The organism is Flavobacterium sp. NPDC079362, from assembly GCF_050267765.1.
GTDB classification, from domain to species: Bacteria; Bacteroidota; Bacteroidia; order Flavobacteriales; family Flavobacteriaceae; genus Flavobacterium; species Flavobacterium azizsancarii.
This window is the reverse complement of record NZ_JBNNFM010000003.1, coordinates 253821-275636: the sequence shown is the minus strand read 5'-3', so window position 1 is coordinate 275636 and position 21816 is coordinate 253821. Positions and strand designations below refer to the sequence as shown.

Annotated in this window: 16 protein-coding genes; 11 read left to right on the top strand and 5 right to left on the bottom strand. The window is 35.8% G+C overall.

All coding sequences use genetic code 11. The annotated features are described in order from the left end of the window. The first annotated feature begins 39 nt into the window (after window positions 1-39). The 3 genes from ACQKCJ_RS05065 (at window position 40) to ACQKCJ_RS05055 (ending at window position 3753) form a co-directional block, all read left to right on the top strand. Window positions 40-657 carry a heavy metal-binding domain-containing protein gene (locus tag ACQKCJ_RS05065; protein WP_173965821.1) on the top strand — a complete coding sequence of 206 codons (618 nt, stop codon included), beginning with the start codon at window positions 40-42 and terminating at the stop codon, window positions 655-657. A 1201-nt stretch (window positions 658-1858) separates the two neighbouring features. After that, window positions 1859-3376, top strand: a complete 1518-nt coding sequence (locus tag ACQKCJ_RS05060) for a DoxX family protein (RefSeq protein WP_173965820.1) — start codon at window positions 1859-1861, stop codon at window positions 3374-3376. Between the two features lie 89 nt (window positions 3377-3465). After that, on the top strand, window positions 3466-3753 hold the full coding sequence (locus ACQKCJ_RS05055; protein WP_173965819.1) for a DUF6520 family protein: 288 nt from the start codon (window positions 3466-3468) through the stop codon (window positions 3751-3753). A 70-nt stretch (window positions 3754-3823) separates the two neighbouring features. Here the strand turns inward: ACQKCJ_RS05055 and ACQKCJ_RS05050 are convergent, their stop codons facing one another. The 3 genes from ACQKCJ_RS05050 to ACQKCJ_RS05040 are packed head-to-tail and all read right to left on the bottom strand — an operon-like array spanning window position 3824 to window position 10938. Continuing rightward, window positions 3824-6466: a S9 family peptidase gene (locus tag ACQKCJ_RS05050; protein ID WP_173965818.1), complete on the bottom strand. Its 2643-nt coding sequence runs from the start codon at window positions 6464-6466 to the stop codon at window positions 3824-3826. An 11-nt stretch (window positions 6467-6477) separates the two neighbouring features. After that, entirely contained in the window at window positions 6478-7899 is a 1422-nt protein-coding gene (locus ACQKCJ_RS05045; RefSeq protein ID WP_173965816.1) for a RagB/SusD family nutrient uptake outer membrane protein, read from the bottom strand. A 15-nt stretch (window positions 7900-7914) separates the two neighbouring features. Continuing rightward, on the bottom strand, window positions 7915-10938 hold the full coding sequence (locus tag ACQKCJ_RS05040) for a SusC/RagA family TonB-linked outer membrane protein (RefSeq protein ID WP_173965814.1): 3024 nt from the start codon (window positions 10936-10938) through the stop codon (window positions 7915-7917). Between the two features lie 600 nt (window positions 10939-11538). Between ACQKCJ_RS05040 and ACQKCJ_RS05035 the strand changes: the two genes are divergently transcribed. Together ACQKCJ_RS05035 and ACQKCJ_RS05030 are read left to right on the top strand one after the other, a co-directional pair. Then, window positions 11539-11793: a helix-turn-helix domain-containing protein gene (locus ACQKCJ_RS05035; RefSeq protein WP_173965812.1), complete on the top strand. Its 255-nt coding sequence runs from the start codon at window positions 11539-11541 to the stop codon at window positions 11791-11793. A 58-nt stretch (window positions 11794-11851) separates the two neighbouring features. Then, complete coding sequence (locus ACQKCJ_RS05030; protein WP_217427695.1) at window positions 11852-12133, top strand: hypothetical protein; 282 nt, start codon at window positions 11852-11854, stop codon at window positions 12131-12133. A gap of 289 nt (window positions 12134-12422) precedes the next feature. On the opposite strand, the gene ACQKCJ_RS05025 is transcribed toward ACQKCJ_RS05030, so the two are convergent. Together ACQKCJ_RS05025 and ACQKCJ_RS05020 are read right to left on the bottom strand one after the other, a co-directional pair. Then, entirely contained in the window at window positions 12423-12599 is a 177-nt protein-coding gene (locus tag ACQKCJ_RS05025; RefSeq protein ID WP_427401508.1) for a histone H1, read from the bottom strand. Window positions 12600-12733: 134 nt separating this feature from the next. Next, on the bottom strand, window positions 12734-14401 hold the full coding sequence (locus ACQKCJ_RS05020; RefSeq protein WP_173965806.1) for a tetratricopeptide repeat protein: 1668 nt from the start codon (window positions 14399-14401) through the stop codon (window positions 12734-12736). Window positions 14402-14779: 378 nt separating this feature from the next. Here ACQKCJ_RS05020 and ACQKCJ_RS05015 point away from each other — a divergent pair, with 378 nt between their 5' ends. From ACQKCJ_RS05015 to ACQKCJ_RS04990, 6 genes are all read left to right on the top strand, one after another. Then, the gene (locus ACQKCJ_RS05015) at window positions 14780-15460 is read left to right on the top strand and encodes a hypothetical protein (RefSeq protein WP_173965804.1); all 681 of its coding nucleotides are present in this window, start codon (window positions 14780-14782) and stop codon (window positions 15458-15460) included. Window positions 15461-15776: 316 nt separating this feature from the next. After that, window positions 15777-16622, top strand: a complete 846-nt coding sequence (locus ACQKCJ_RS05010; RefSeq protein ID WP_173965803.1) for a helix-turn-helix domain-containing protein — start codon at window positions 15777-15779, stop codon at window positions 16620-16622. A 167-nt stretch (window positions 16623-16789) separates the two neighbouring features. Further along, window positions 16790-17632, top strand: coding sequence for an RteC domain-containing protein (locus ACQKCJ_RS05005; protein ID WP_173965801.1), 843 nt, complete (start codon window positions 16790-16792; stop codon window positions 17630-17632). Between the two features lie 236 nt (window positions 17633-17868). Beyond that, window positions 17869-18177 carry a helix-turn-helix domain-containing protein gene (locus ACQKCJ_RS05000; RefSeq protein ID WP_173965799.1) on the top strand — a complete coding sequence of 103 codons (309 nt, stop codon included), beginning with the start codon at window positions 17869-17871 and terminating at the stop codon, window positions 18175-18177. Window positions 18178-18261: 84 nt separating this feature from the next. Beyond that, window positions 18262-19710, top strand: coding sequence for a DUF3945 domain-containing protein (locus tag ACQKCJ_RS04995; RefSeq protein ID WP_427401507.1), 1449 nt, complete (start codon window positions 18262-18264; stop codon window positions 19708-19710). Window positions 19711-19716: 6 nt separating this feature from the next. Continuing rightward, window positions 19717-21804: a type IA DNA topoisomerase gene (locus tag ACQKCJ_RS04990; RefSeq protein WP_173965796.1), complete on the top strand. Its 2088-nt coding sequence runs from the start codon at window positions 19717-19719 to the stop codon at window positions 21802-21804. Window positions 21805-21816: the final 12 nt, after the last annotated feature.

The window sequence follows — 21816 nt, the reverse complement described above, 5'->3', positions numbered from 1 at the left end:
TGGTAAAACGGTAGAAACAATCAAATAAACTTAAAAAAGATGAAAACAATAATTATCGTGTTAAGTGCATTTTTTGCATTTAATTCAACCATAATAGCACAAACAGCTGCAAAAAAAGAGGAACAAAAAACAATTTATAGCTGTCCAACACATCCTGACCAGATGAATTTAAAATTTGGAAAATGTCCAAAATGTGGAATGGAATTGATAAAAACCACAGAAAAAATCGATACCCACGCTCAAAAAGGAAGCCAGCCTATGAGTCTAACTGTGACCAAATATGTTTGCCCTATGGACAGTTCAACTTCTGATAAACCAGGAAAATGTTCTAAATGTTCAATGGAGATGGTAAAGATCACAGAAAAAATGGATACTCACGCTCAAAAAGGGAGTCAGCCTATGAGTCAAACTGTGACTAAATATGTTTGTCCTATCGATGGCTCGACTTCTGATACTGAAGGAATATGTTCTCAATGCGGAACTGCAATGGTAAAAGTCACAGAAAAAATGGACACTCACGCTCAAAAAGGGAGTCAGCCTAAAAGTAAAATTGTGACTAAATATGTTTGCCCAATGGACGGCTCAACTTCTGACATTAGTGGAGCGTGCCCTAAATGTGGAATGAAAATGATTGAAAAGCAGAATCCTAAAAACTAAATCTCATTTGACTCTCTTTTATTTTAATAAACATCGCATCATAATAATTATTTATGATGCGTTTGTTATGCAATCAATGAAAGATGCAGCAGCGGAGTGGGATTACCTTAGCGAGAGCTTCATGAAGCATCTAAAAAAAATAGATCATTGAATGTATTTCCTTATCGATTGTTCATTGAGAATTAATCTTTATTAAAAATTTCTCCTATTTAAATATGTCTTATTCTGTTATAAATTATTCAGAAATCAGTCATATTTTATACCGCTAAATCATAAGTTTGAAAAAACTAAATGAATGAGAGCTGTTGAGATTGATTTTATAATGTAGAGAGATCGGTTTAGGCAGAATCAAAAAGAAAAGAAGCTCTTTTAAAGAAAAAAGTTCAAAACTATTATGGTTTGTAGTCGTTGGTTTAGCAATGGCTTTTATATTCTTGTAAGAAAGTTAAAGATGTAAAACTATATAGAAAAGGGATAAAATAATAACTCGGAAAAATTTGTCTTTTCTCACATTTTATATAATAAAGACTAATTGAGGTATTTTCAAAGGCAGTAAAGTTTCTTAATTTTGGTAGAAGAACAGGAACAATAATTACATGAAGGAGTCTTAAAAATATTTTCATCTTAAAGATGCTCAGAAATGAGCATCTTTTTTTTGCAGTTGTTTCAAATATTTTATAAGACTGATTCAATGAATGAACTTGCCGGATCGATTTTTATTAGTGTTTATTTATAACTCCGGATGAAATTCCATTTTACAGTCTTAACTTTTGAAAAGAAATAAAATGATCGTTTTTTATAAATTTTGGATCGTTTTTAATAACAATCCTTCTACAATATTGTTCTAATTTGGCTCTTTTAAATTGCTTATAGGGAGATGATTAGTTAGTAGTGCTGTCTTTGTAACAGGTGTTTTCGATATGCGTGCATGTCATTAGTAATTATCCCACTATAAGGTTAAAAGACAACATATAAAACAGCTGTATATTTTTAAAACACTACAGTCGATATAATCTGCTGCTGGTTCTGCTATTTGTATATGCTGATATAAGCAAAATATTAAATTTCGAAAGTTTTGTTATTCGACAAAAACTATAGATAGCCTTTTCTGTCCGTTTTTGGCATACGATTATCCTGAATTGACAAGAGTTGCTTACTTATTTTATAGAATTTTACATTACTAATAATCAATCACATTACAATGAAATTTAGCCAACGTTATAAGTATATTTTTGCAGAAGTAGTCTCATTTCTATATATTCTACTATTTGTATACGCGGCAGTGAGTAAATTGCTTGACTTTGAGAACTTCCGCGTGCAATTGGGGCAGTCACCACTACTGAGTGCTTTTGCAGGATCAATTGCGTGGATAGTACCGGTACTGGAATTACTCATAGCTCTACTTATTGGTTTTAAAAAATGGAGATTAATTGGTCTTTTTGCATCCTTTAGTTTGATGGTTATGTTTACCACATATATCTATATAATTTTAAATTACAGTTCCTTTATTCCCTGTTCTTGTGGAGGGATTCTTGAAAAGTTAGGATGGACGGAACATCTTTTTTTTAATATCGTTTTCATAATGCTGGCAGCAGCGGGTATCCTGATACTGCGCGATGGGATGCCAAATACATCCCTGATTTCAAAACCCGCTGTTCTTGTCAGTTCATTTTCGGCAACTATTTTTTTCAGTATTGGCATTGTTGGACTGCTTTTTATGTTATCTGAAGATATTATGGCCAAAGAAAATCCATTTATCAGAAGATTTGATCAGTATGCAATAAAAAAAATAGATGAAACCCGCTTACAAAACTCCTCGTTTTATCTGGCTGGTGTAGAGAACGGCAAAATATATTTAGGAAATCACGATGCGCCATTACAAATCATTGTTGTCGATAATAGTTTCAAAGACAAACAGCATTATACAATACAATTAGACCGTGATGACTTTCCTTTTCGTTCTGTAGAAGTAAGTATTCAAACGCCTTATTTTTATGTTTACGATGGTATGGTCCCTGTGATTTACAAAGGAAAAATAGTCGACTGGAAAGCGAAAACAATTTACAATGGGAATCACTTTTTTACCAAGGCAATTGTGATGGACTCCACTCGAATTGCATTTCGTGGTCAGAAAAAAAATACAGGAGAACATTTAATGGGGACACTCCATTTCGGTAAAAGCATTGACACACAGTTTTCTCCCGCTTTTTTGGAAAAGCAAATCGACGGGATATTCGATACTGATGGTACACTACAATATAGTAAAGGACTCCGGAATTTAGTTTATACCTATTATTACAGGAACCAATATATTGTTGCTAATGATACGTTATCAGTACTATACAGAGGAAATACAATTGACACCACAACACAAGCAAAATTAAACGTAGTCAAAGTAAAACTCTCAGGAGACACCAAACTTGCCGCACCACCGTATATGGTCAATAAAACCAGTGCGATTTCTAACAATTTGCTTTTTGTTAATTCCGCGCTGAAAGGGAGATTTGAAAATGAAGAAGTTTGGACTCAGGCATCCGTAATCGATGTCTATGATATTGCTAAAAACGAATATTTATCGAGTTTTTATATTTATGATTCCGGAAAAATAAAGATAAAATATTTCCTTGTCACAGAATCAAATCTGTATGTGATTTCCGGTCAACTGTTGCAAAAATATTCGCTGGGAAATTCCATAAAAAAAGCTTTTAAAAAGAAATAAAAAATCACGTGATTCATACCAGTTGGTAGCAGGAGTAAGATCGAAAACCTGTAAAAAAGAGTAGATCATTAATTTAAATTTTTAATATTATGAGACCTATTGTAAAAACTTTAGTATTGCCAATTGCAGCATTTGTATTGGCAAGCGCAGGCGCTATAAGCACCAATGCGTCAAAAGAAAGTAAGGCTGATACCCTTTTGATTGAAGGGTATATCCATGATCCGCTAGCTACAAGTTGTGAAGAGGTAAATGTAGATTGTAAGGCCACACCCGGACCTGTCTGCATGTACAATGATGGCGCAAGTAGTTTCCAAGTATTTAGAAAAGCGACGGACAATAGCCCGTGTAATCTTCAGCTTTACAGAAATACGCCGTAATTTTTAAATTGATTAAAAGGTAATGCAGTTCCTGTTATCAGGAACTGCATTATTTATTGTTATTCTAATCCTATTTTGTACCCGCAGTGATCCACTGAGCTGGTGGCTCTTTTTTTAAGTAATAATCAAACCACTGCTGTGTCCGTAATGTTAGATCCTTTTGATTGTTTCTATTAAAAACTACGTGAGGTTCATCGGGATATACTAACAGCATATGCTTTTTTTGTAATCTTCGCAGAGCAATATAAAAAGCAACGCTTTGATCCCAGGAAACAGTCGGATCTTCTTTACCTGTCCATTGCAATAAAGGTGTTGTAATATTGGCTGCATGTAGTATTGGCGAGTTACGAAAATAGCTTTCCTTATCCTCATAGAATGTCTTGCCCATTCTGAATAGCTGGCTTTCGAACCTCCAAGCCTCCGGGGCTTGAATATCTTTACCGATACTAAAATACCACCTTGTAATATCACTTATCCCGGCTCCTGATACTGCTGCTGAAAAAATATCTGTCTGCGTGATAATAAAAACAGATTCGTACCCTCCGAAAGAATGTCCCGTTAAACCGATTTTTTCAGGATCCACAAATCCCATATCGGTTACTTTTTTGACTGCCTCCAAAACACACGCTGTCGCTGAAACACCCGGATCTCCAGATTCATAAACGATATCTGGCAATAAAACAAAATAACCATTCAAGGTATAATTCGTAACATTAAAACCTTCATCATTATATAGGGAAGGATTTGTATATTGGTGAAGACCTGCTGATCTTATTTCGTAAATATGTACTATCATCGGGTATTTTTTTTCCTTGTCAAAATCCCCCGGATACAATAATATACCTTTGAGTGCCTGACCGGTTTTATTTGTATAATGAATGAGTTCAGATCTGCCCCAATTGTAGCACTTCTGCTGGGGATTGCTGGCGAATAGTACTGTGCTTTTTGAACTTTTATCTGCTTTAAATAACAAAACCGGAGAGGTATCAAACTTTTGTTCTATAAAGACGTACGAGTTATTTTTAGATTTATGTATTTGATCAATTGCACTGTCATTATGTAATAGTAATTTTTCCCCTTCTTTAGCATTCCAAATATAATATCCAGTAGAACAATCATCTTTATCGGAAGCTTCTAAAATTAGCTCTTTTGACAAATCAAACACCGCTGTACTTCTTGCGCCATATTTTGCCGAAAATTTATTTGAAAATTCATACGGACTGATTCTGAAAACGATGTTCTTCTCACGTCCATGCGTAAGTCTTTTACAACCGCTGCCATCCAAAGCTGCTATCCAAAGGTCATAGGTATCATAAAGTAATATGTATTTTCCATCCGAACTCCAACCGGGACAATTATAAGGAGAAATTGGAGGTGCAAAATCATCATTTTTTGAATCCCAGACAGTTGCAATACCACTGGTTAGATTTATCTGTTTGTTTTCTTCAGGATCATAAAGCCACCAGTTAGCATCACGATAATAGGCTACTTGATTTCCATAAGGAAAAATAATGAGGTTGTTTTCATCAGTGGACTGTTGTTTTAAAAAAAGCGAGCGCGTGTTCTTTTTCAAATCGGTAATATAATAATCAACATCCCCATCTAATTTATAGTTTGGGGCGTAGGATTTAGGATTTGAAAGAATGGCATAGTCTTGCTTTCCTGTTAATTGAACATTGGGTAATTCAGTGAAAGATACTGGCATAGAAATACTATTCTCTGGAAACCAAACGGAAAGTTTGGCTGCATCTTCCCAATTGCCCACACTTTTTTCCATAGGATATACCCAAGGTGCATTACCATTCCAAATTTCTACCTCATTATTTTTTGTATCTGACGATACAGAATTATTCTTTTTAACACCGAAAAACACTTTAGTACCATCATCCGAGATAGTCAGTTTCAAATCGGCTGCGATATGCATCCCTGACATTTCTTTGAGGTCTTGCAGTTCAAGCGCAGTCAGTTTTTTCTGTGGTACTCGATATAACAATAGCGTATTACTTTTGGTCAGGCTACCTGTCTCTTTTAAAAAAGCAATACTATTTCCATTTCTTTGCCATGTAAGGGTGTGAAATGGATGCCCATTCTCTGAAATAATTAGATCTCTCCTGTATTTTTTTAAATCAATATGCCCGACAGTATGGTTATCTGATAAATCACTACTATAAATCAGTGCGTCTCTTTTATCATTTAGTACATATTCTGTAACGCCTTCGATAACATCTATAGCTTCTCCATCTTCATCCCTGATGGACATGGTACTTTTGGAACCGTATTTATTGGCTAACGTAATAATGTATTTCCCGTTGTTTACGATCTCTAAACGAGCTACATCAGACAGTTCTATCTTTCTTTGCGTGTCCAGATTAATAAGTATTAATCGCTTTTCAGGTTCCTGATAAGTAAAAATAGAGCCTTTTAAAAATTTACCATTTGCTCCTTTTGGAAATGAATATATCTTATTTTCGCGAGTACTTTTAACAAAGAGAGTATCTTCTTTGTTTTCATAGTTTAGTTTATAACTCACCCAATTCCCCGTTTCAGACAGTGCCACATTACTAAAAGTGCTCCACTGGGAATAGTCGTCCTGGGTCAAATGCTTTTTCAGCTGGGCAATTGAAGTACAGCATACTAGTAAAAATACACTCACCATAATTTTTGTTGTCCTAAAATGAGCGATTTTATGATTTATTCTATTAATTTTTTCCATTTTAGATCAAGTTAATACCCGGGGTTTTGTGGATTTAAATTGGGATTAGCATTTAATTCTTGTGCTGGAATTGGCCAAAGCGCATCATTATCGGACCATTTCGGTTTTGAAATGGAAAGGGCTGAATCAAGATTGCCCACTCGTTTTAAATCAAAAAAACGATGCCCGAATTCGGTGAAAAACTCCAGGCGGCGTTCCTTAATAATGGCTTCCCGAATCTCGATTGAAGAAACCGCATCTGTATTGGGCAGTCCCGCTGTATGACGGATGACATTCAAATCTTCTTTTGCTCCAATCAGGTCCCCTTGCAGGGCGCGTGCCTCTGCCCGGATTAGGTATTGTTCCGCAAGACGAAACACAATTGAATACTCATTAGAATCTGCTGCTTTAGCATTACGTTTGTATTTAAACGAGTGATACCACGTAGTCGTTCCCTTTGTAATGGCTCTAATCCAATGTATTTTTCTTTGGTCTATTGGATCAAAGGCATTGACCAAATTAATAGTGAGTGCTACTGTAGGAGGGGGGGCGGAATTAAAAACAAATAAATTGCCTTCCTTAGTATTGCCACTATCACTATCGGGTTTAAACTGCCATATGGTTGTAGTACTTTCTTTTAGAAATATCTTGTCTAAATCTGGTTCCCAAGAATAAAGGGGATTGTTTAAAACAGCTGATGCGCTATTAGCAGCTTCTGCCCATGATCCCATGTAGAGATAAACTCTGGCTAATAGTGCCTGTGCAGTGGCCCTGTTTGGTCGAACTCGTTCCGGTGAACTGTACTTCTCAGGTAGTACTAAGGTCGCTTCCTCTAAATCGGTAATTATTTTGCCATAAATTTCGGGGGTTGGTGCTTTATGAATAGTACTGTTATAGGTGTAATCAGTTGTAGTTACATAGGGAATATCTCCATAAAGATTAAGCAAATAAAAATGAATTAAGGTCCGCACAAAAAGTGCTTCTCCCCGTAATCTGTCCCTATCTTTCTGTGCCAATGAATGGGATGCTGAAATACCTTCTACTACGGCATTTGCCGCGTATATTATATTATAGCTTTGATTCCATAAGTCCTGTATGCCAGCCTCAGCCGAGTAAAGAGAATTTGTATAGAAATAATTGGGATCGTTAGATTTGTAATAATCGAGTTCATCTGTATACAGTCCCAGTCTGCAAGTTAAACCGGTAGAATTACCGGTGAGTAATCCTGTATCGCGAAGTTTTGCGTAAACTCCGGTCATAGCTGCATTTGCAGTAGTCACGTCTTCAAATACAGTTTTAGAAGTAAGCTGTGAAGTGGGCAGGTCAACTTCTACAAAGTTGTCACATGAAGTTGTGAGGATAACTATACCAATTAAAATTGAAATAGCAATCACTCTGATACTTGTCCGTTTTTCAAAAATGAAAAGCAGAAATGCATTGTATATAGTTGTCATAATAAAAGTATTGTGTTAGAAAATCAGTTGAACACCGATGGTATATATCTTTAATGGCGGAAGATATCCGGTGTATTTAAACTCTGGATCTCCTCCCTTGTATGGAGTAATTGTTAATAGGTTTTGTCCTTGAAAAAAAAGTTTGCACTTTATCTTTTTTTCCATTTTAAATGGTAAATCGTAACTCAGCGAGATGTTTTTTAGTCGAATATAGGATCCGTCTACAATAATCGCATCGCTGGATTTGTAATTGTAAAAGGCTGTTACAGCTTCACTATTTAGCCCTGTGGTATTCTGTTGATAGGTTGTATTATCACCTGTCGTTTGCCATGCACTGGTCATTTCAGCTCTTTGGTTATAAAAAGCTCCTCCGGGAACATTAGCGATATAATCGTAGGTTTTTTGCTTGACAAACTGGAATAGAAAGTCTAATTGCACATTCTTAAATTGAAACTGATTTTGTATCCCTCCAAAATAATTTGGAGTCAAATCTGCAATCGTCTTTCTGTCCTTATCGGCGGTAATAATGCCATCTCCATTTACATCTTCAAATTCATAAAGTCCCGTTTGCGTATTGAGTCCTGTATAATGAAAAACTTTTGTAATATTTAAAGATCTTCCTATTACATAATTATCTACATACGTTGAAGCCTCTAGTCCAGGGAACGAAATAAGCCTGTTTCTTGATACGGCTATATTGAAATTTGTTGTCCAACTAAAATTCTTATGATCGATATTTAGCGTTCGAAATGTAAATTCGAATCCGCTGTTTTCAACGGTAGCGTCCAGGTTCGCGTTTACGGATGAAAATCCTGTAGTACCGGGAAGCGGTATACCCACAAGTTGGTTTGAAGATCTATTGAGATACCAGGCTGTAGTTAGAAAAATGCGGTCATGGAAAAAACCGGTTTCCAGTGCAACTTCAAATTTTTTATTGATCTCCCATCCAAAATTAGGATTGAACAGCCTTATTGGATCTAATCCGTTTCCCTGATATGATTTTCCTGACGAATCATAAGTATTCAGAAATTGATAGTCTCCAATTTGATCATTTCCTGTAGTCCCATAACTGGCTCGCAGCTTTCCAAAGCTTATTATACGAGTGTTGTTTTTTAAAAAAAAATCATTTGAAAACAACCACGCTGCCCCAACTGCCCCAAAAATTGCAAACTGCTTGCCAGGACCAAAACGACTTGAACCATCTCTTCGTCCTGTTAAGTTGAGTATAAAGCGTTTTTGCCAATTGTAATTAATCCTTCCAAAAAATGCCTGATAACGATACACCGTCTCATCACTCATGAACGTAAAGACAGAAGTTGCCGAAGCCAGATCATATAACAAGCTATTGTTTGCAAATCCATATCCCATTTGATACAGTCGGTTGGTCTTTTGCTGCTGTGCCGTAGCACCTAGCAATACATCAAATTCTCCCTTCCAGACTGTATGGTTCCAACGTATTTGTGGTTCAAATATCCACGATTGTCTTCCTGTTACATTGGTTAGTAATACAGATTCGCTACTACCGATTTCATACGCTGGATTATACATTGTAGAGGGCATGGTGCGCATCTCATTATTATTAAGATCAGTAAATCCTAAATTTGCTTTAATTTCCAAATTAGGAACGGGCTCATAGCTGAGTACTGCATTTGCAAGCAAGTCATTGGTTTTGATTTCCCCTGTACTAAGCAGGCTTGCGAGCGGATTGTCAAAGGTGTTGTTCTCCCAATTTAAATTCCCATCACTATCGTAGAGAGCTGGGGCATTTGGTGCCAATGATCTTGATATGCCTGTTAGGTCTGTGGAGGGTTGATTGTTTTTCTGTGAAGTATACCCTGCTGAAACGATCAATTTAAACTTTTTGTCGTCTGAGACATGGTTCATGTTAAAGTGGACTGCTCCCTTATTATATCCAAAGTCGCCCGGAAATACAGTTGTTTCTGTTCGGTAGTTGCCACTTAAAAGATATTGGGTAGATTCTGAACCTCCTGCTATAGCAAGCTGAGTATTGGTTATCTGAGCGGTTCCACCAATAAACGCTGCCTGCCAATCGGTATATCGATTTTGATCCCATGTGCCATTAATATCATATGCTGAATCGGGATAAACAGTTATACCGTCATTAAAAAAAGCTTGTCGTCGCATTTCTAAATATTGACTGGTGTTCATAAGATCGATCATCTTGGTTACTTTTCCTATACCGGATGATGCGTTAATAGTAACGGTTGTTTTACCTGCTTTTCCCTTTTTGGTAGTAATCAGTACCACACCATTTGCGCCACGTGAACCATAGATTGCGGTGGCATCTGCATCTTTAAGTACTTCTATGCTTTCAACATCAGACGGATTAATACTGTTAAGCGGGCTTGTTTGGCTGGCTGTTGTTGTAGAAGTTTCATTTGAACCTATTGATTCGGATGAATAAGGCACACCGTCAATAATATAAAGAGGGCTGTTACCATCTGCTCGTAAGCTATTTTGTCCTCGTATTTTTATTTGGAACGATCCGCCCGCAGTACCTCCATCTTGTATAACATCTACTCCTGCCATTCGCCCTTGCATTGTTGCCAATACATTGGTAACAGGTTGCTTTTCGATATCTTTTGAATTGATTTTTGAAATACTTCCTGTACGTTCGCTTTCTTTTACGGAATAATAACCGGCATTTACTTTTACTTCTTGAAGTGCCGTTGCATCTTCATGTAGCTGGACATTGATTACCAACCGTCGGGCAACGGGAATTTCTATTGTTTTAAAACCAATGTAGGTAAAAATTAAAATATCATCAGGCGATACTGCTATCATAAATTTACCGTCGAAGTCTGTGACGACGGTATTTTTCTGGTTTTTCACCGAGATACTGACCCCGGCAAGAGGCCCTATACCATCGGTCACGATACCTGTGATCTGTGTTTGTTGTTGTGAAACAGGAAACCGCAAGGTATTCCGTGCTAAGGCTGGTGTGCAAAAGAGGTAGAACCCGAAAATAAACGGATACCAAAGTGCTGCCAACCCTTTGTTCAATGAAAAAGTTTTCATAATTTTGGGTTAGTTAATTTGAAACGAAAGTTTTTGTTAATTCAGCTCTCTACACGTGTCGCAAACAGTGGGTAGAGGGCTTTTTGTTTGTATAGTTTCAGTACTAAAATATGCTGAAACTAAGATTGATTTTGCCTTTTTTAAAGCCTGCAAACTGTGCAGTTGACTAATTCAAAAAAAATAAGACAGCGCAGGCCTTTAAATAATTTAGGACTTTAAAAGTTTTTAATTCATAGGGATAAAGGTTTGGTTAGGAAATAGATAGGTACGAGACTATGAATAATGAAAAAGCAGTGCTAAGAATATAAGTTAAGGAGTTTGCTTAAAATAAAAAGGGCAGGTACTCAGCTTATTGCTCCTAAGGTACTGGTATACCCGTACGCGAATAAGTGAGCCCACGCCCTTTAAGGCGTGAGCATTATACTTATCGTCCTGCGCGTACGAAAATTACCAGTTTTAAGGAGCAGGATTCAAAGCGAATGCTTCAAATATTTTCAGATGAAGTATCGCAAAATTAATAATTCTATTCAAAAGTATAGAAAAAAATTATGTAATGCAAATGCATTACATATAAAATGTAAAAAAAAATGAAATTGCTATATGGGAAATTTAAGAGCGGAGGATATAATTTTAAGAGATCAGATCAAATTAAGGCTTAAAGAGTTAAGAGAAAAAGCAAGCCAAAATAAGTCTAATCTTTCAAAGGATGTTGAAATAGACAGACAGAACTTTCAAGCATGGGAAAAGCTCGATATAAAAAGAGGAATGAGTATTTATTCTATCGGTAGGGTTTGTATAGCATTAGGAATTACTCTTAAGGAATTTTTCGATAGCGATATATTCAGAAGTAAATAAAAAATTTCTTAGCAATATAATTTAACAAATATCTTGTAGCGAATTCAATAAAAAAAATATGAAAATGAACCTTGTTAAAGAGACAGATGTTTTGAAAATATTTGACATTAGTAGTTTTAAAAAAGTATTAAAACCGATAAAAGTAACAAACACAGAGAAATTTCTTGATAGTTTAATAGAAAGAGCAGACTTAATACTTGGTTGCTTAGGTAGAAATTTTAGTTTGGAAGACCATAAGCACATAGATTTACATTGCGAAATTACTTGTAATACCCCTTTTGTATTCTCTGCACATGTAGGAAATGGTGCCAATTGTTGGATAACTGCCGAAAAAGAATGAGGTGAATCATTACAAGATCATAGAGATAAAAAGGAATTGCTGGGCTACTTAGAAAGCATAATTTTACCGAATACAATAGTTTTTAAAACTTTGAAACTAAATCAAAGAATTCAGAATTATAAAAGTGTTTTTACTTTAACATTAGAAGAATAGTTAATAGTTGAAAAATAACTACTATAAAATTACTAATTTGCAACTACTAAATATATCTCAAAATTAAAACGAAAGAATACTTATAAAAAATAACCTCACTAAAATTATTGAAGTGACGTTATTAGTTTGAATAAAATTATTTCTTAGTTTCCTCGATAGAAACTTTTCTAAATTCTTTGAACATTTTTTCTAGTTCCAAAGAAGATTTACGAGCTCTGGCTCCTGCAGCTTTTACTCCTTTTTCTGATAATGATTCAGATTCTGTTTTGAACGTTTCGATTTCGGCATTAATTCTTGCAACTAAATCTTTCATGATAATACTTTATTAAATTAGAGCGTAAAAATAAAAGTTTGCCTTTTAGATGTAGAAAAAAAACTGTTAAAACTATTTATATTTTTTAAGCTATATTTATATATTATCTCCAAAAATATCCGGATAAACATACCTCAACTCTGTTCATCTTCCATTTTTAATTCTTCAATAAAATATTTTGGGGTTATCCCGGTACTGTTAAGAAAAGCTTTTACAAACCTTCGGGTAGTACTAAAACCAGCTTCCTCGGCTAGTGCCTCATGTGTATAATTTTGAAGCACTTTATTATTTCGAATCTTTTGGGCAATATAATCTATTTTAAGACTATTGATATATTCATTAAATTTTTTATTTCTGTGACGTATAATAATCACTGATAAATACTTGGTATTAGTATTAAAATAACCTGCCAGTTTAGTGAGATCCAAATCTTTTTCAAGGAACTTTTTACTATTTTCAAATTTTTGCAAACTTTTTAAAACCGAAGCCTCGGCACCTTTACTCATTGAGAAATCGGATTCATCAACCTTCTCAGGTTTAACTCTGTCGGCATCTTCAATTTTTTGAAGTAATTCTTCGTATTTTTTTCTCGCTTCCTTTTTATTTTTAAAATTTCGAACTATACTGTAAATTATAAATAACGACATAGCACTAAAGACAAAAATGGAGATTTGGTCATTATATTTTCGCATATTGAGCGAACTCTTAAGTTTTTGCTGTTCATCCACCAACTCCTTAGTATCATATTCCTTTCGGATTTTTCCTTGAAGATAGGTGTAAGTATTGTGCAGTTTCTTATCTACCTCAAGCAATTTTTCAACATAGTACAACTGAGTTTTGACCCTATTTTTGTCTTTATAATAAGAGATCATAAGCTCATAAGCTTCCCTCAAATCAGGACGTATATAATCCCTTTCAATATAGCTTTTATCTACTTTTTCAAAATAAGCCATCGCTTTTTCCTTATCATTTAAACCCCAATAACTTTTCCCAATATAAAAGTATCCGATCATCTCGTTGGAGAAATCTTTATTTGCGCGAATACCAGGCAATGATGAATGTATTTTTTCTATAGCTGTTGCGTAGTTGTGAAGCATGCATTGGTTAACACCTTCAGAATGTATGAAGTAGGATTCCATATCAAGATTCCCTGTTTTTTTCCCCTCTGCAATTCCTGTTTCATTTATAGAGGTACATTGTCCGTAATTGCCAATCTTGTTATAGCATAATCCCAATGAATGTAAAGAGTTTAAATATGCCCTAACGTGAGAATGCTTAAAGAAGTTGATACATTCCTGAAAAATTAAGATTGCTTCATCATAGTAACCCAGATATAATTTTATCTGCCCAATATGGTATTTCGTTTTGTAGATTAAGTATTTATTGTTTGTCTTTTTAATGTAGAAGTCTGCGATTAAATAAATATCCATAGCCTCGACGAGGTGTTTTTGCCCATAGTACGCAATGCCTTTCGAGAGATATGCTGACCCAATAATTTCATTGCTGTTTGATCTTTTAGCCGCTACAACCATACTATCTGCATATACAAGCTTTAGCCTATCAGGCGCATAGTGGACATAATTCTTATATCCATTTGAAAGTTCCTCCCAATTTTCTTCCGCTTTTGCTTTCATTAAGAATGACAGGAGGTATAAAGACCTCTTTTCCTTACTATTATTATCGTCTTCTATGCGATCAAAAAGATAGTCAAAATCTCTTTTTTTTAAAGAATCAGGAATCTGTTGTGCGTTTATAAAATGAATAGAGAATACTGATATTATAAGTAAATATTTTGCAATCATAGGTTAGGTTTAAGTTGGTTTGTGGGGAGAAATTTTTTAATAGAATTAGTATGCATGTTATTGATAATAAATGCTTTATGCGACGTGTAAATACTCCAAATATAATATAAAAACAGGAAAAAGCTACAAAAGGTAATGGTGAAAACACTATGGCAATTTTCGGAAAATGGCTAGCCTCATGCTGAAAATGTCCAGACAACCATTTGTGGGGGATGCTTTTAACTAATAGTTTTGGTTTTGAATTCAAGCAAAAAATCTGGATTTGATCCAGATTCCGTTCAGCTTTCCCCGGGTGAAAAATGAACTGACGAAAAAAAAGTAATCAGTCACATTTAACACATTGTACACATGAAAAATTTAAAAGTATGGGCAGTAATCTTGCCATTTTTAACTATTGCTTGTTCAGATGACTATACAAGCGAAACAACAAAAACTGAGCACATATCAAACAGTGCAAAGAAATTAAGCATCCAACCAGATAATGCTGCAAATCCGTTTGATATGGCAGGAAGTGTTCATAACGAAATTATGGAAACTCTGGAACAGACCAATTTTAATTCACAGTCCATTGAGCAGATCGCTATTTTGATCGATTCAGTTGCAACTATATGCCCTGGGATAATTTCATTATCAAATGATACTCCGTTGTCCAGCAGACTATCTGAAATCACATGGATAGTCAATAGCAATAATGCAGTTGATGATGTGTTGGCAGTATCCACACTGAGCACAATTGCCAAGACCAATCTGGTAACATTTGTAAATTCTCTTCTCTTAGCTGCTCCTGCTCCCTATGAGGATATTCACTCAATGATAGTGTCCTATGAGGCAGCTGTTCTCAACAACAGCACATTCAGTACCAATGATAAACGAATAATTCTCATTACAACTTCGGTTGCCCGATATGCAATCTACAGTGATGAGAGAAAAGATAAAGATTGGGAAACAGGTGTTTCGAGAATTGCTGCAGCAGTTTCAGGAGCAGAGCATGGAATTGTTTTAGGACTTAAAATGGCCTTGACCATTGGATTATGCCAAAACAATAATGTCACACAATGAACTGGATTGATCACATATTGATATACTATGAGAGGGAAATTGGCATTATTCTGAGTGTTCTTCTCATAGTATTAAATTTAGCTAGCCTTTATTTCATCATAGATTCTATGAACTATGATGAAATTACGGGTTATCTCACTCAAATGGAAATCAGATGCTTCGATCTATACGATTTCATGCGTGTATTGCTCATCAATACATTGTTGAATCTGCTATTTGTGTTTGCCGCACTATTTGCCAGAATTACTAAGGATCACTAAGAGAAGTTTTTTTAAAACTTCAATGACTTCAACGGTTAAATCTAAAAGACAATATATTGAATATTATAACAGATAAACTCTGGCTGACAGAGTTAAAAGTACTGTATCTTGTTGATTTTACATCTATCAAGGCATGTAGTAAACTTTTGAACCCGGATTGGTTTTCGTTGATATTAGTAGTGTCGGGCACTGTAAGTTTTTCAGGAGACTCATTTAATATTCGCCTTTCGTCAGGAGATATATCAACTTTACCCAACGTAACCCAGGTTAAAACTATGAGGTTGCCTCTTCGAATTTGTTTTGTATCCTGTACAAGGGATTTTGAAATTACGAACAGGGTCGCAAGATTTGGAACCGGCTATATCGAAGTGCTGACCAATCAATCGCCTTTTGTACTCTCACTTACTAAAACCGAAACAGCCGATATGGTAGAGCTGTTTGGACTGCTAAAGAAAAACATTCAAGGCAGGTATCCAATTTTTCAAAACAAAATGATTCTGCTAAGTTTTGAGCTGATACTCTATAAGTTCAGCGGGCTATGTTATAAATATGGCGAAAATATAGCAGTTCATTCACGCAATGAAATAATTGTAATGAGTTTCATTGCACTGGTCCAACAGAATTGTAAAGCGAACCATGATGTAAAGTTTTATGCAGATTCTTTATTTGTTAGTAAAGGACATCTGCGCAAAGTTGTTAGTGGGGTAATAGGAATGTCTGCCAAACGTATTATAGAAATGGCAGTTATATCGGAGGCATACGAACTGCTGGCAAATGATACCCTATCAATAACTGAGATAGGAGAACAGCTAAACTTTAGCAGCTGTGCATCATTTAGCGGATTTTTTAAAAGGCAGACAAAATTAACACCAACCCAATATCGCATAAACCTCAAATTTTAATTAGAACATAACTGTAAATTTATTAAACCGTAATATCTTTTACTAATTGGTTTTGCTTGTGAAATAGTCCTACTTTAAATCCTGGTGCCACGTATAGGTGCTATAGACATTGTAATGTTTATAGCCTGGAAGTTTCTGTAAAAGATATGGCATTAAACCCACGTACTATGAAATCACTGAATTCAATTATTTCCGAAATCCATATTAAGGAAGATAAAGTTTCTCGCGAAACTTCCCATTTAATCGATGAGGCTTCCCAAATGACACTCTATCTGAAAGAACTGTTACATTCCACCAGAGAATATATTTTAAAAGAGGGATTTAAAAATCAGGCAGAGGAAATTGAATTCTTTAGAGATATTAAACCTCAGATTTTAGGACGGCTGATTTATTATAACAAGGTATTTCGAATCGAGACTGTCTGCCCTGTAAAGGACGGAAAGATGTACCAGAAGTTTTTTATGGGTCAGTTTCAGGAACTCAAGCAAGAATTTAAGGAATATATATGCGGATCACATTTTTATCGGTATTACAGATCAGGAAGAACTGATAGGGATGAGGAATATTTTATAAGAGGAAAAATTAATTATAGAGATGGTCTGAGTAGTTATGTTTTTGAAATAGACCATCAGTTTTCCACTTATTATGATTCTAAAATAGCACGAATTATAGCCAATGAGCTTATTTATAACTATTTGATAACAAAAATAAATCCCGATGAGTCTGCCGGTTCTTTACTACAAAGCCCGGATGCGACTAAAGATATTTTCTGGACAGATTCTAAAAATGCACTTATTGAATTAATTTATGCACTTTATGCTTCAGGAGTGATATCACATGGTAAGATTGGAATTCGCAAAATTACCCTGGTCTTTCAAATACTTTTTCACATACCACTGGGCGATATACATCACTCTTTCCATCGAATGAAAGACAGGGCAGGTACCAGAACATCTTTTCTGGACCATCTCAAATTATCCTTAGAGCAATATATGGATAAAGGATTATAGTAAATTAAAAAAGGTAAAATACAGCGCAATGCGCTGTATTTTTTTTGCCCATACTTACCAATTGACAAAGTTCTAACTCTTGATAATAGTAATACCTATTTCTATTGCAAGCCCAATAATACAGGCTTTTATAGTATCAATCTATAAAAAAAAAGTGCTTGCCAATGGGCACAACTTGGCAGAAAATACTTTTTTCATGAATCAATTTTGTGGTGTTGAACCTAAAAAGATTGATTATGAATGTGGACAGAATAGAGTTTATGGCGTGGATGGAACGAATCATGGAGAGGTTCGACATCCTTATGGAAATGACAAGCGGGGCGAAAAATCAACATACTGCTATTGATGGAGAAGAACTGCTGGACAATCAGGATATTTTGCAAATGTTGAAAATAAGTGCCCGGTCGCTGCAGCGTTACCGTTCCTCAGGCAAACTGCCTTATTATACAATCAGTGGTAAAATTTATTACAAACTCTCAGATGTACACCAGTTCGTCAGGGAAAGTTTTAGCGCTCCCATGCCTAAAAATAAAACCAATGAGTGACAAATAGTTCCAAGAGGTACCAGTACGTGTAAAATAATAAAGGCCTCTTTTACTTTCGGTATTAAACTTTAAAAATGGAAAATTATGAGCGAACAAACCTTAGATAAAATGCAATCTCCTGAACAATTATCGGAAATATTACTGGTACTGGATAAAGAGAAAATGAAAATTATGGCTGTAAAAGGTATCGATGAAAAAGGGAATCTGGAAACTGTTGAACCTACAAAGAAGAACCAGAATCAATTTATGAAAATTGATAAACAGGGTGATCTTTTTTCCAACTTCTTCTCCAATTTTTTCAGTCAGTTAAAAAATCCAACCAATTTTTCATTTTTCAAAACGCCGGAATTATTGGCTATTGATACTGCAAAAGAAATGCAGAAACAGATCGATCAACCAACGGCTGAAGGCGAACAATTAATGAAGCAACACGAAGTGAAAGCTGAAGGGAAACACGATCATAAACAAGAAAATAAAAACAATATGGAAACACCACAAACACCACCGGAAACAAACGAATATAAATACAAACCCGAACAGATCGATTGGGAAACCATGAACAATCTGGGATTGAGTAAAGAGAAACTTGAAAAAATGAACCTGCTTGACCCATTGCTCAAGGGCTACAAGACCAATGAACTTGTACCTGTAAGTCTTAACCTTGGAACCGCAGTTACCCGTATGGATGCACGCTTATCACTACAGCACAATGATGACGGGCAGGTTGTGGTTGCCATTCATGGCATCCGAAAAGAGCCGAATCTAAACTATGCTTTTTTCGGCCATCAGTTCACTAAAGAAGATAAAGACAACCTGCTCCAAACTGGTAATATGGGTCGTGTGGTCAATCTCACCAACCCAAAAACGAATGAAACTATTTCTTCCATTGTCAGTGTGGACAGGCTTACCAATGAACTGGTGGCATTGCGCACCGATTTTATTAAAATCCCTGAAGAAATCAAAGGGGTAAAGCTAAATGAAGAGCAGAAGCAAACCTTACAGGACGGCAAGCCACTTTATATAGAAGGAATGGTCTCCAAGAAAGGAGCTGCTTTTGATGCCACTATACAATACAATGCCGATAAACGTTTTGTAGAGTTTCTCTTTGACAGAGGCACCAATAAACAAACGCAGGGCAATGAGCAAAACCAATTTCAGGAAGCTCCGAAAATCTTTAGAGATAAGGAATTGGATAAAGACCAATATCAAAAGTTCAAAGATGGCCAAACCATTTATGTCAGCGGACTTGTAGACAAAAAAGGAAAGGAATATAATGGTTATATCACTTTTAATAAGGAAATCCATAAGACAGATTTTTCTTTTCAAAACCCAGACAAAATCAAAGAGCAGGCAAAACCAACTGAAGCGTATAAAACGCAGACAGCGGTTAATTCTGAAGGCAAAACCAATGAAGCAACCAAGAACAGCAAAGAGCCATTGAAATCAGGACAGGAAAATCCCGACAGCAAGAAACAACAGCAGGAGCAGGAAGCATACCAGGAGCCTGCCAAATCGAAAGGACGTAAAATGTAAGATGTTATGAAAGTAGTTATTGCAGAAAAACCAAGTGTGGCTAGGGAAATAGCCAGCTTGTTAGGAGCGAACGTAAAAAAGGACGGCTACATAGAAGGTAACGGTTATTTTGTTACATGGGCTTTTGGGCATTTAATAGGATTGGGTATGCCTGAGGATTACGGTATTTCCGGATTTCAGAAATCCTCCCTGCCAATACTGCCCAATCCCTTTTTATTAACGGTACGCAAAGTTAAAAAAGACAAAAGCTATATTGCCGATAAGAGTGCGTTAAAACAGCTCAAAATAATTGAAGAGCTTATTGACCGCAGCGAAAAGATTATTGCAGCTACCGATGCCGGACGTGAGGGAGAATTGATATTCCGCTATATCTACCAGTATTTGAAATGCAACAAACCTTTTGAACGTCTTTGGATCAGTTCACTTACTGAAAAAGCAATCCAGAAAGGATTTGAGAACCTAAAACCCGGAAGTGATTTTGACGGATTATATCTGGCAGCACAGGGCAGGAGCAGAGCCGACTGGCTGGTTGGGATCAATGCTTCGCAGGCACTTTCAATTGCAGCAGGGGATGGTGTTTATTCACTCGGAAGAGTGCAGACACCTACACTGGCTTTAATTTGCAGGCGATATCTGGAAAACAGAAATTTTTCAGTACAGCAATACTGGCAAATACAATTGTCACATATAAAGGATTTCGCAGACTTCAAAAGCCTTTCCAAAAACAAATGGGATGATAAAAAACAGGCAGAAGATGCGATGAAGTCCATTGAAAGAAACAATAATACCGCTATAGTTACATCCATAGAAACTAGAAATGTGACCGAACAACCGCCTTTACTGTTTGATCTTACCGGCCTGCAAAAAGAAGCCAATAAAAAACTGAACCTATCAGCTGAGGAAACCCTGAATATTGCCCAAAGCCTTTATGAAAAGAAATTTATTACCTATCCACGTACCGGAAGCAAGTACATTCCTGAAGATATGTGGGCTGAAATACCCAATTTAGTCAGGGCTTTGCAGGATATGACAACTTTCAGGGAAACGGTAAACAAATTGAAATTAGGTCATTTTAATAAACGTATAGTGAATGATTTGCGTGTTACCGATCATCATGGTCTGCTGATTACAGATAAAATTCCTTTGACATTACCGGCAAAGGAAAATGCGGTTTACAATATGATTGTCCTTCGAATATTGGAAGCAATTTCAGAGGCCTGTACAAAAGAAATAACCGATATTTCTTTAGAAGTTTTACATTATGATTTTACACTTAAGGGCTGTAAAATAATAAATCCGGGCTGGCGTCTGATCAAAGGAAGTTTCTCTGAAGATGACAACGAACCGATGCAGGAACTTCCTCAACTTAAAAAAGCGGATGAACTCAAAATCAAAGACGTCTCAATTCTGGAAAAGAAAACCAAACCGCCTGTGCTTTATACAGAAGCCGGACTTTTATCTGCTATGGAAAATGCAGGAAAGGAAATTGAGAACAAAGAGGAACGCAAGGCATTACAAAGCATCGGTATCGGTACACCCGCCACAAGGGCCGCTATTATTGAAACCTTATTTACCCGTAATTATATTATAAGGGAAAATAAATCCCTGCTGCCAACTACAAAAGGATTGCAGGTATATGAACTAATCAAAGAAAAGAAAATTGCGGATGCAGCCATGACTGCCGAGTGGGAACTGATTTTACAAAAAATTGAAAATAACCAGGCGGATGCCGGAGATTTTCAAAAAGAAATAGAAGATTATGCTACAGCGATTACCAATGAACTACTGCAAACACCAATTGCACAAAACAATCTGCCAGAGCTAGTTTGCCCAAAGTGTAAAAAACAACAATTGGTAATCAGGGACAAAATTATCAAATGTCCTGATGAATCCTGTAACTGGTTACAATTCCGAACCGTGTGCGGTGTACATTTAAGTATAACGGACATTGAAAGTCTTGTGATTAAAGGCAAAACCTCCCTTATTAAAGGATTGAAAAGCAAATCAGGAAAGAAATTCGATGCTTATATCGTACTCAATGATGAAGCAGAAAGTTCCTTTGAATTTGAAATATCTAAAGCAATAAAGAAATAATAACCAAAGCAA

Coding starts and splice junctions, on each gene's coding strand:
- ACQKCJ_RS05000 (WP_173965799.1), top strand. CDS start 17,869: ATGAATGTGGACAGAATAGAGTTTATGGCGTGGATGGAACGAATCATG.
- ACQKCJ_RS05020 (WP_173965806.1), bottom strand. CDS start 14,401: ATGATTGCAAAATATTTACTTATAATATCAGTATTCTCTATTCATTTT.
- ACQKCJ_RS05005 (WP_173965801.1), top strand. CDS start 16,790: ATGAAATCACTGAATTCAATTATTTCCGAAATCCATATTAAGGAAGAT.
- ACQKCJ_RS05045 (WP_173965816.1), bottom strand. CDS start 7,899: ATGACAACTATATACAATGCATTTCTGCTTTTCATTTTTGAAAAACGG.
- ACQKCJ_RS05025 (WP_427401508.1), bottom strand. CDS start 12,599: ATGAAAGATTTAGTTGCAAGAATTAATGCCGAAATCGAAACGTTCAAA.
- ACQKCJ_RS05035 (WP_173965812.1), top strand. CDS start 11,539: ATGGGAAATTTAAGAGCGGAGGATATAATTTTAAGAGATCAGATCAAA.
- ACQKCJ_RS05055 (WP_173965819.1), top strand. CDS start 3,466: ATGAGACCTATTGTAAAAACTTTAGTATTGCCAATTGCAGCATTTGTA.
- ACQKCJ_RS05050 (WP_173965818.1), bottom strand. CDS start 6,466: ATGGAAAAAATTAATAGAATAAATCATAAAATCGCTCATTTTAGGACA.
- ACQKCJ_RS04990 (WP_173965796.1), top strand. CDS start 19,717: ATGAAAGTAGTTATTGCAGAAAAACCAAGTGTGGCTAGGGAAATAGCC.
- ACQKCJ_RS05030 (WP_217427695.1), top strand. CDS start 11,852: ATGAAAATGAACCTTGTTAAAGAGACAGATGTTTTGAAAATATTTGAC.
- ACQKCJ_RS04995 (WP_427401507.1), top strand. CDS start 18,262: ATGAGCGAACAAACCTTAGATAAAATGCAATCTCCTGAACAATTATCG.
- ACQKCJ_RS05065 (WP_173965821.1), top strand. CDS start 40: ATGAAAACAATAATTATCGTGTTAAGTGCATTTTTTGCATTTAATTCA.
- ACQKCJ_RS05040 (WP_173965814.1), bottom strand. CDS start 10,938: ATGAAAACTTTTTCATTGAACAAAGGGTTGGCAGCACTTTGGTATCCG.
- ACQKCJ_RS05060 (WP_173965820.1), top strand. CDS start 1,859: ATGAAATTTAGCCAACGTTATAAGTATATTTTTGCAGAAGTAGTCTCA.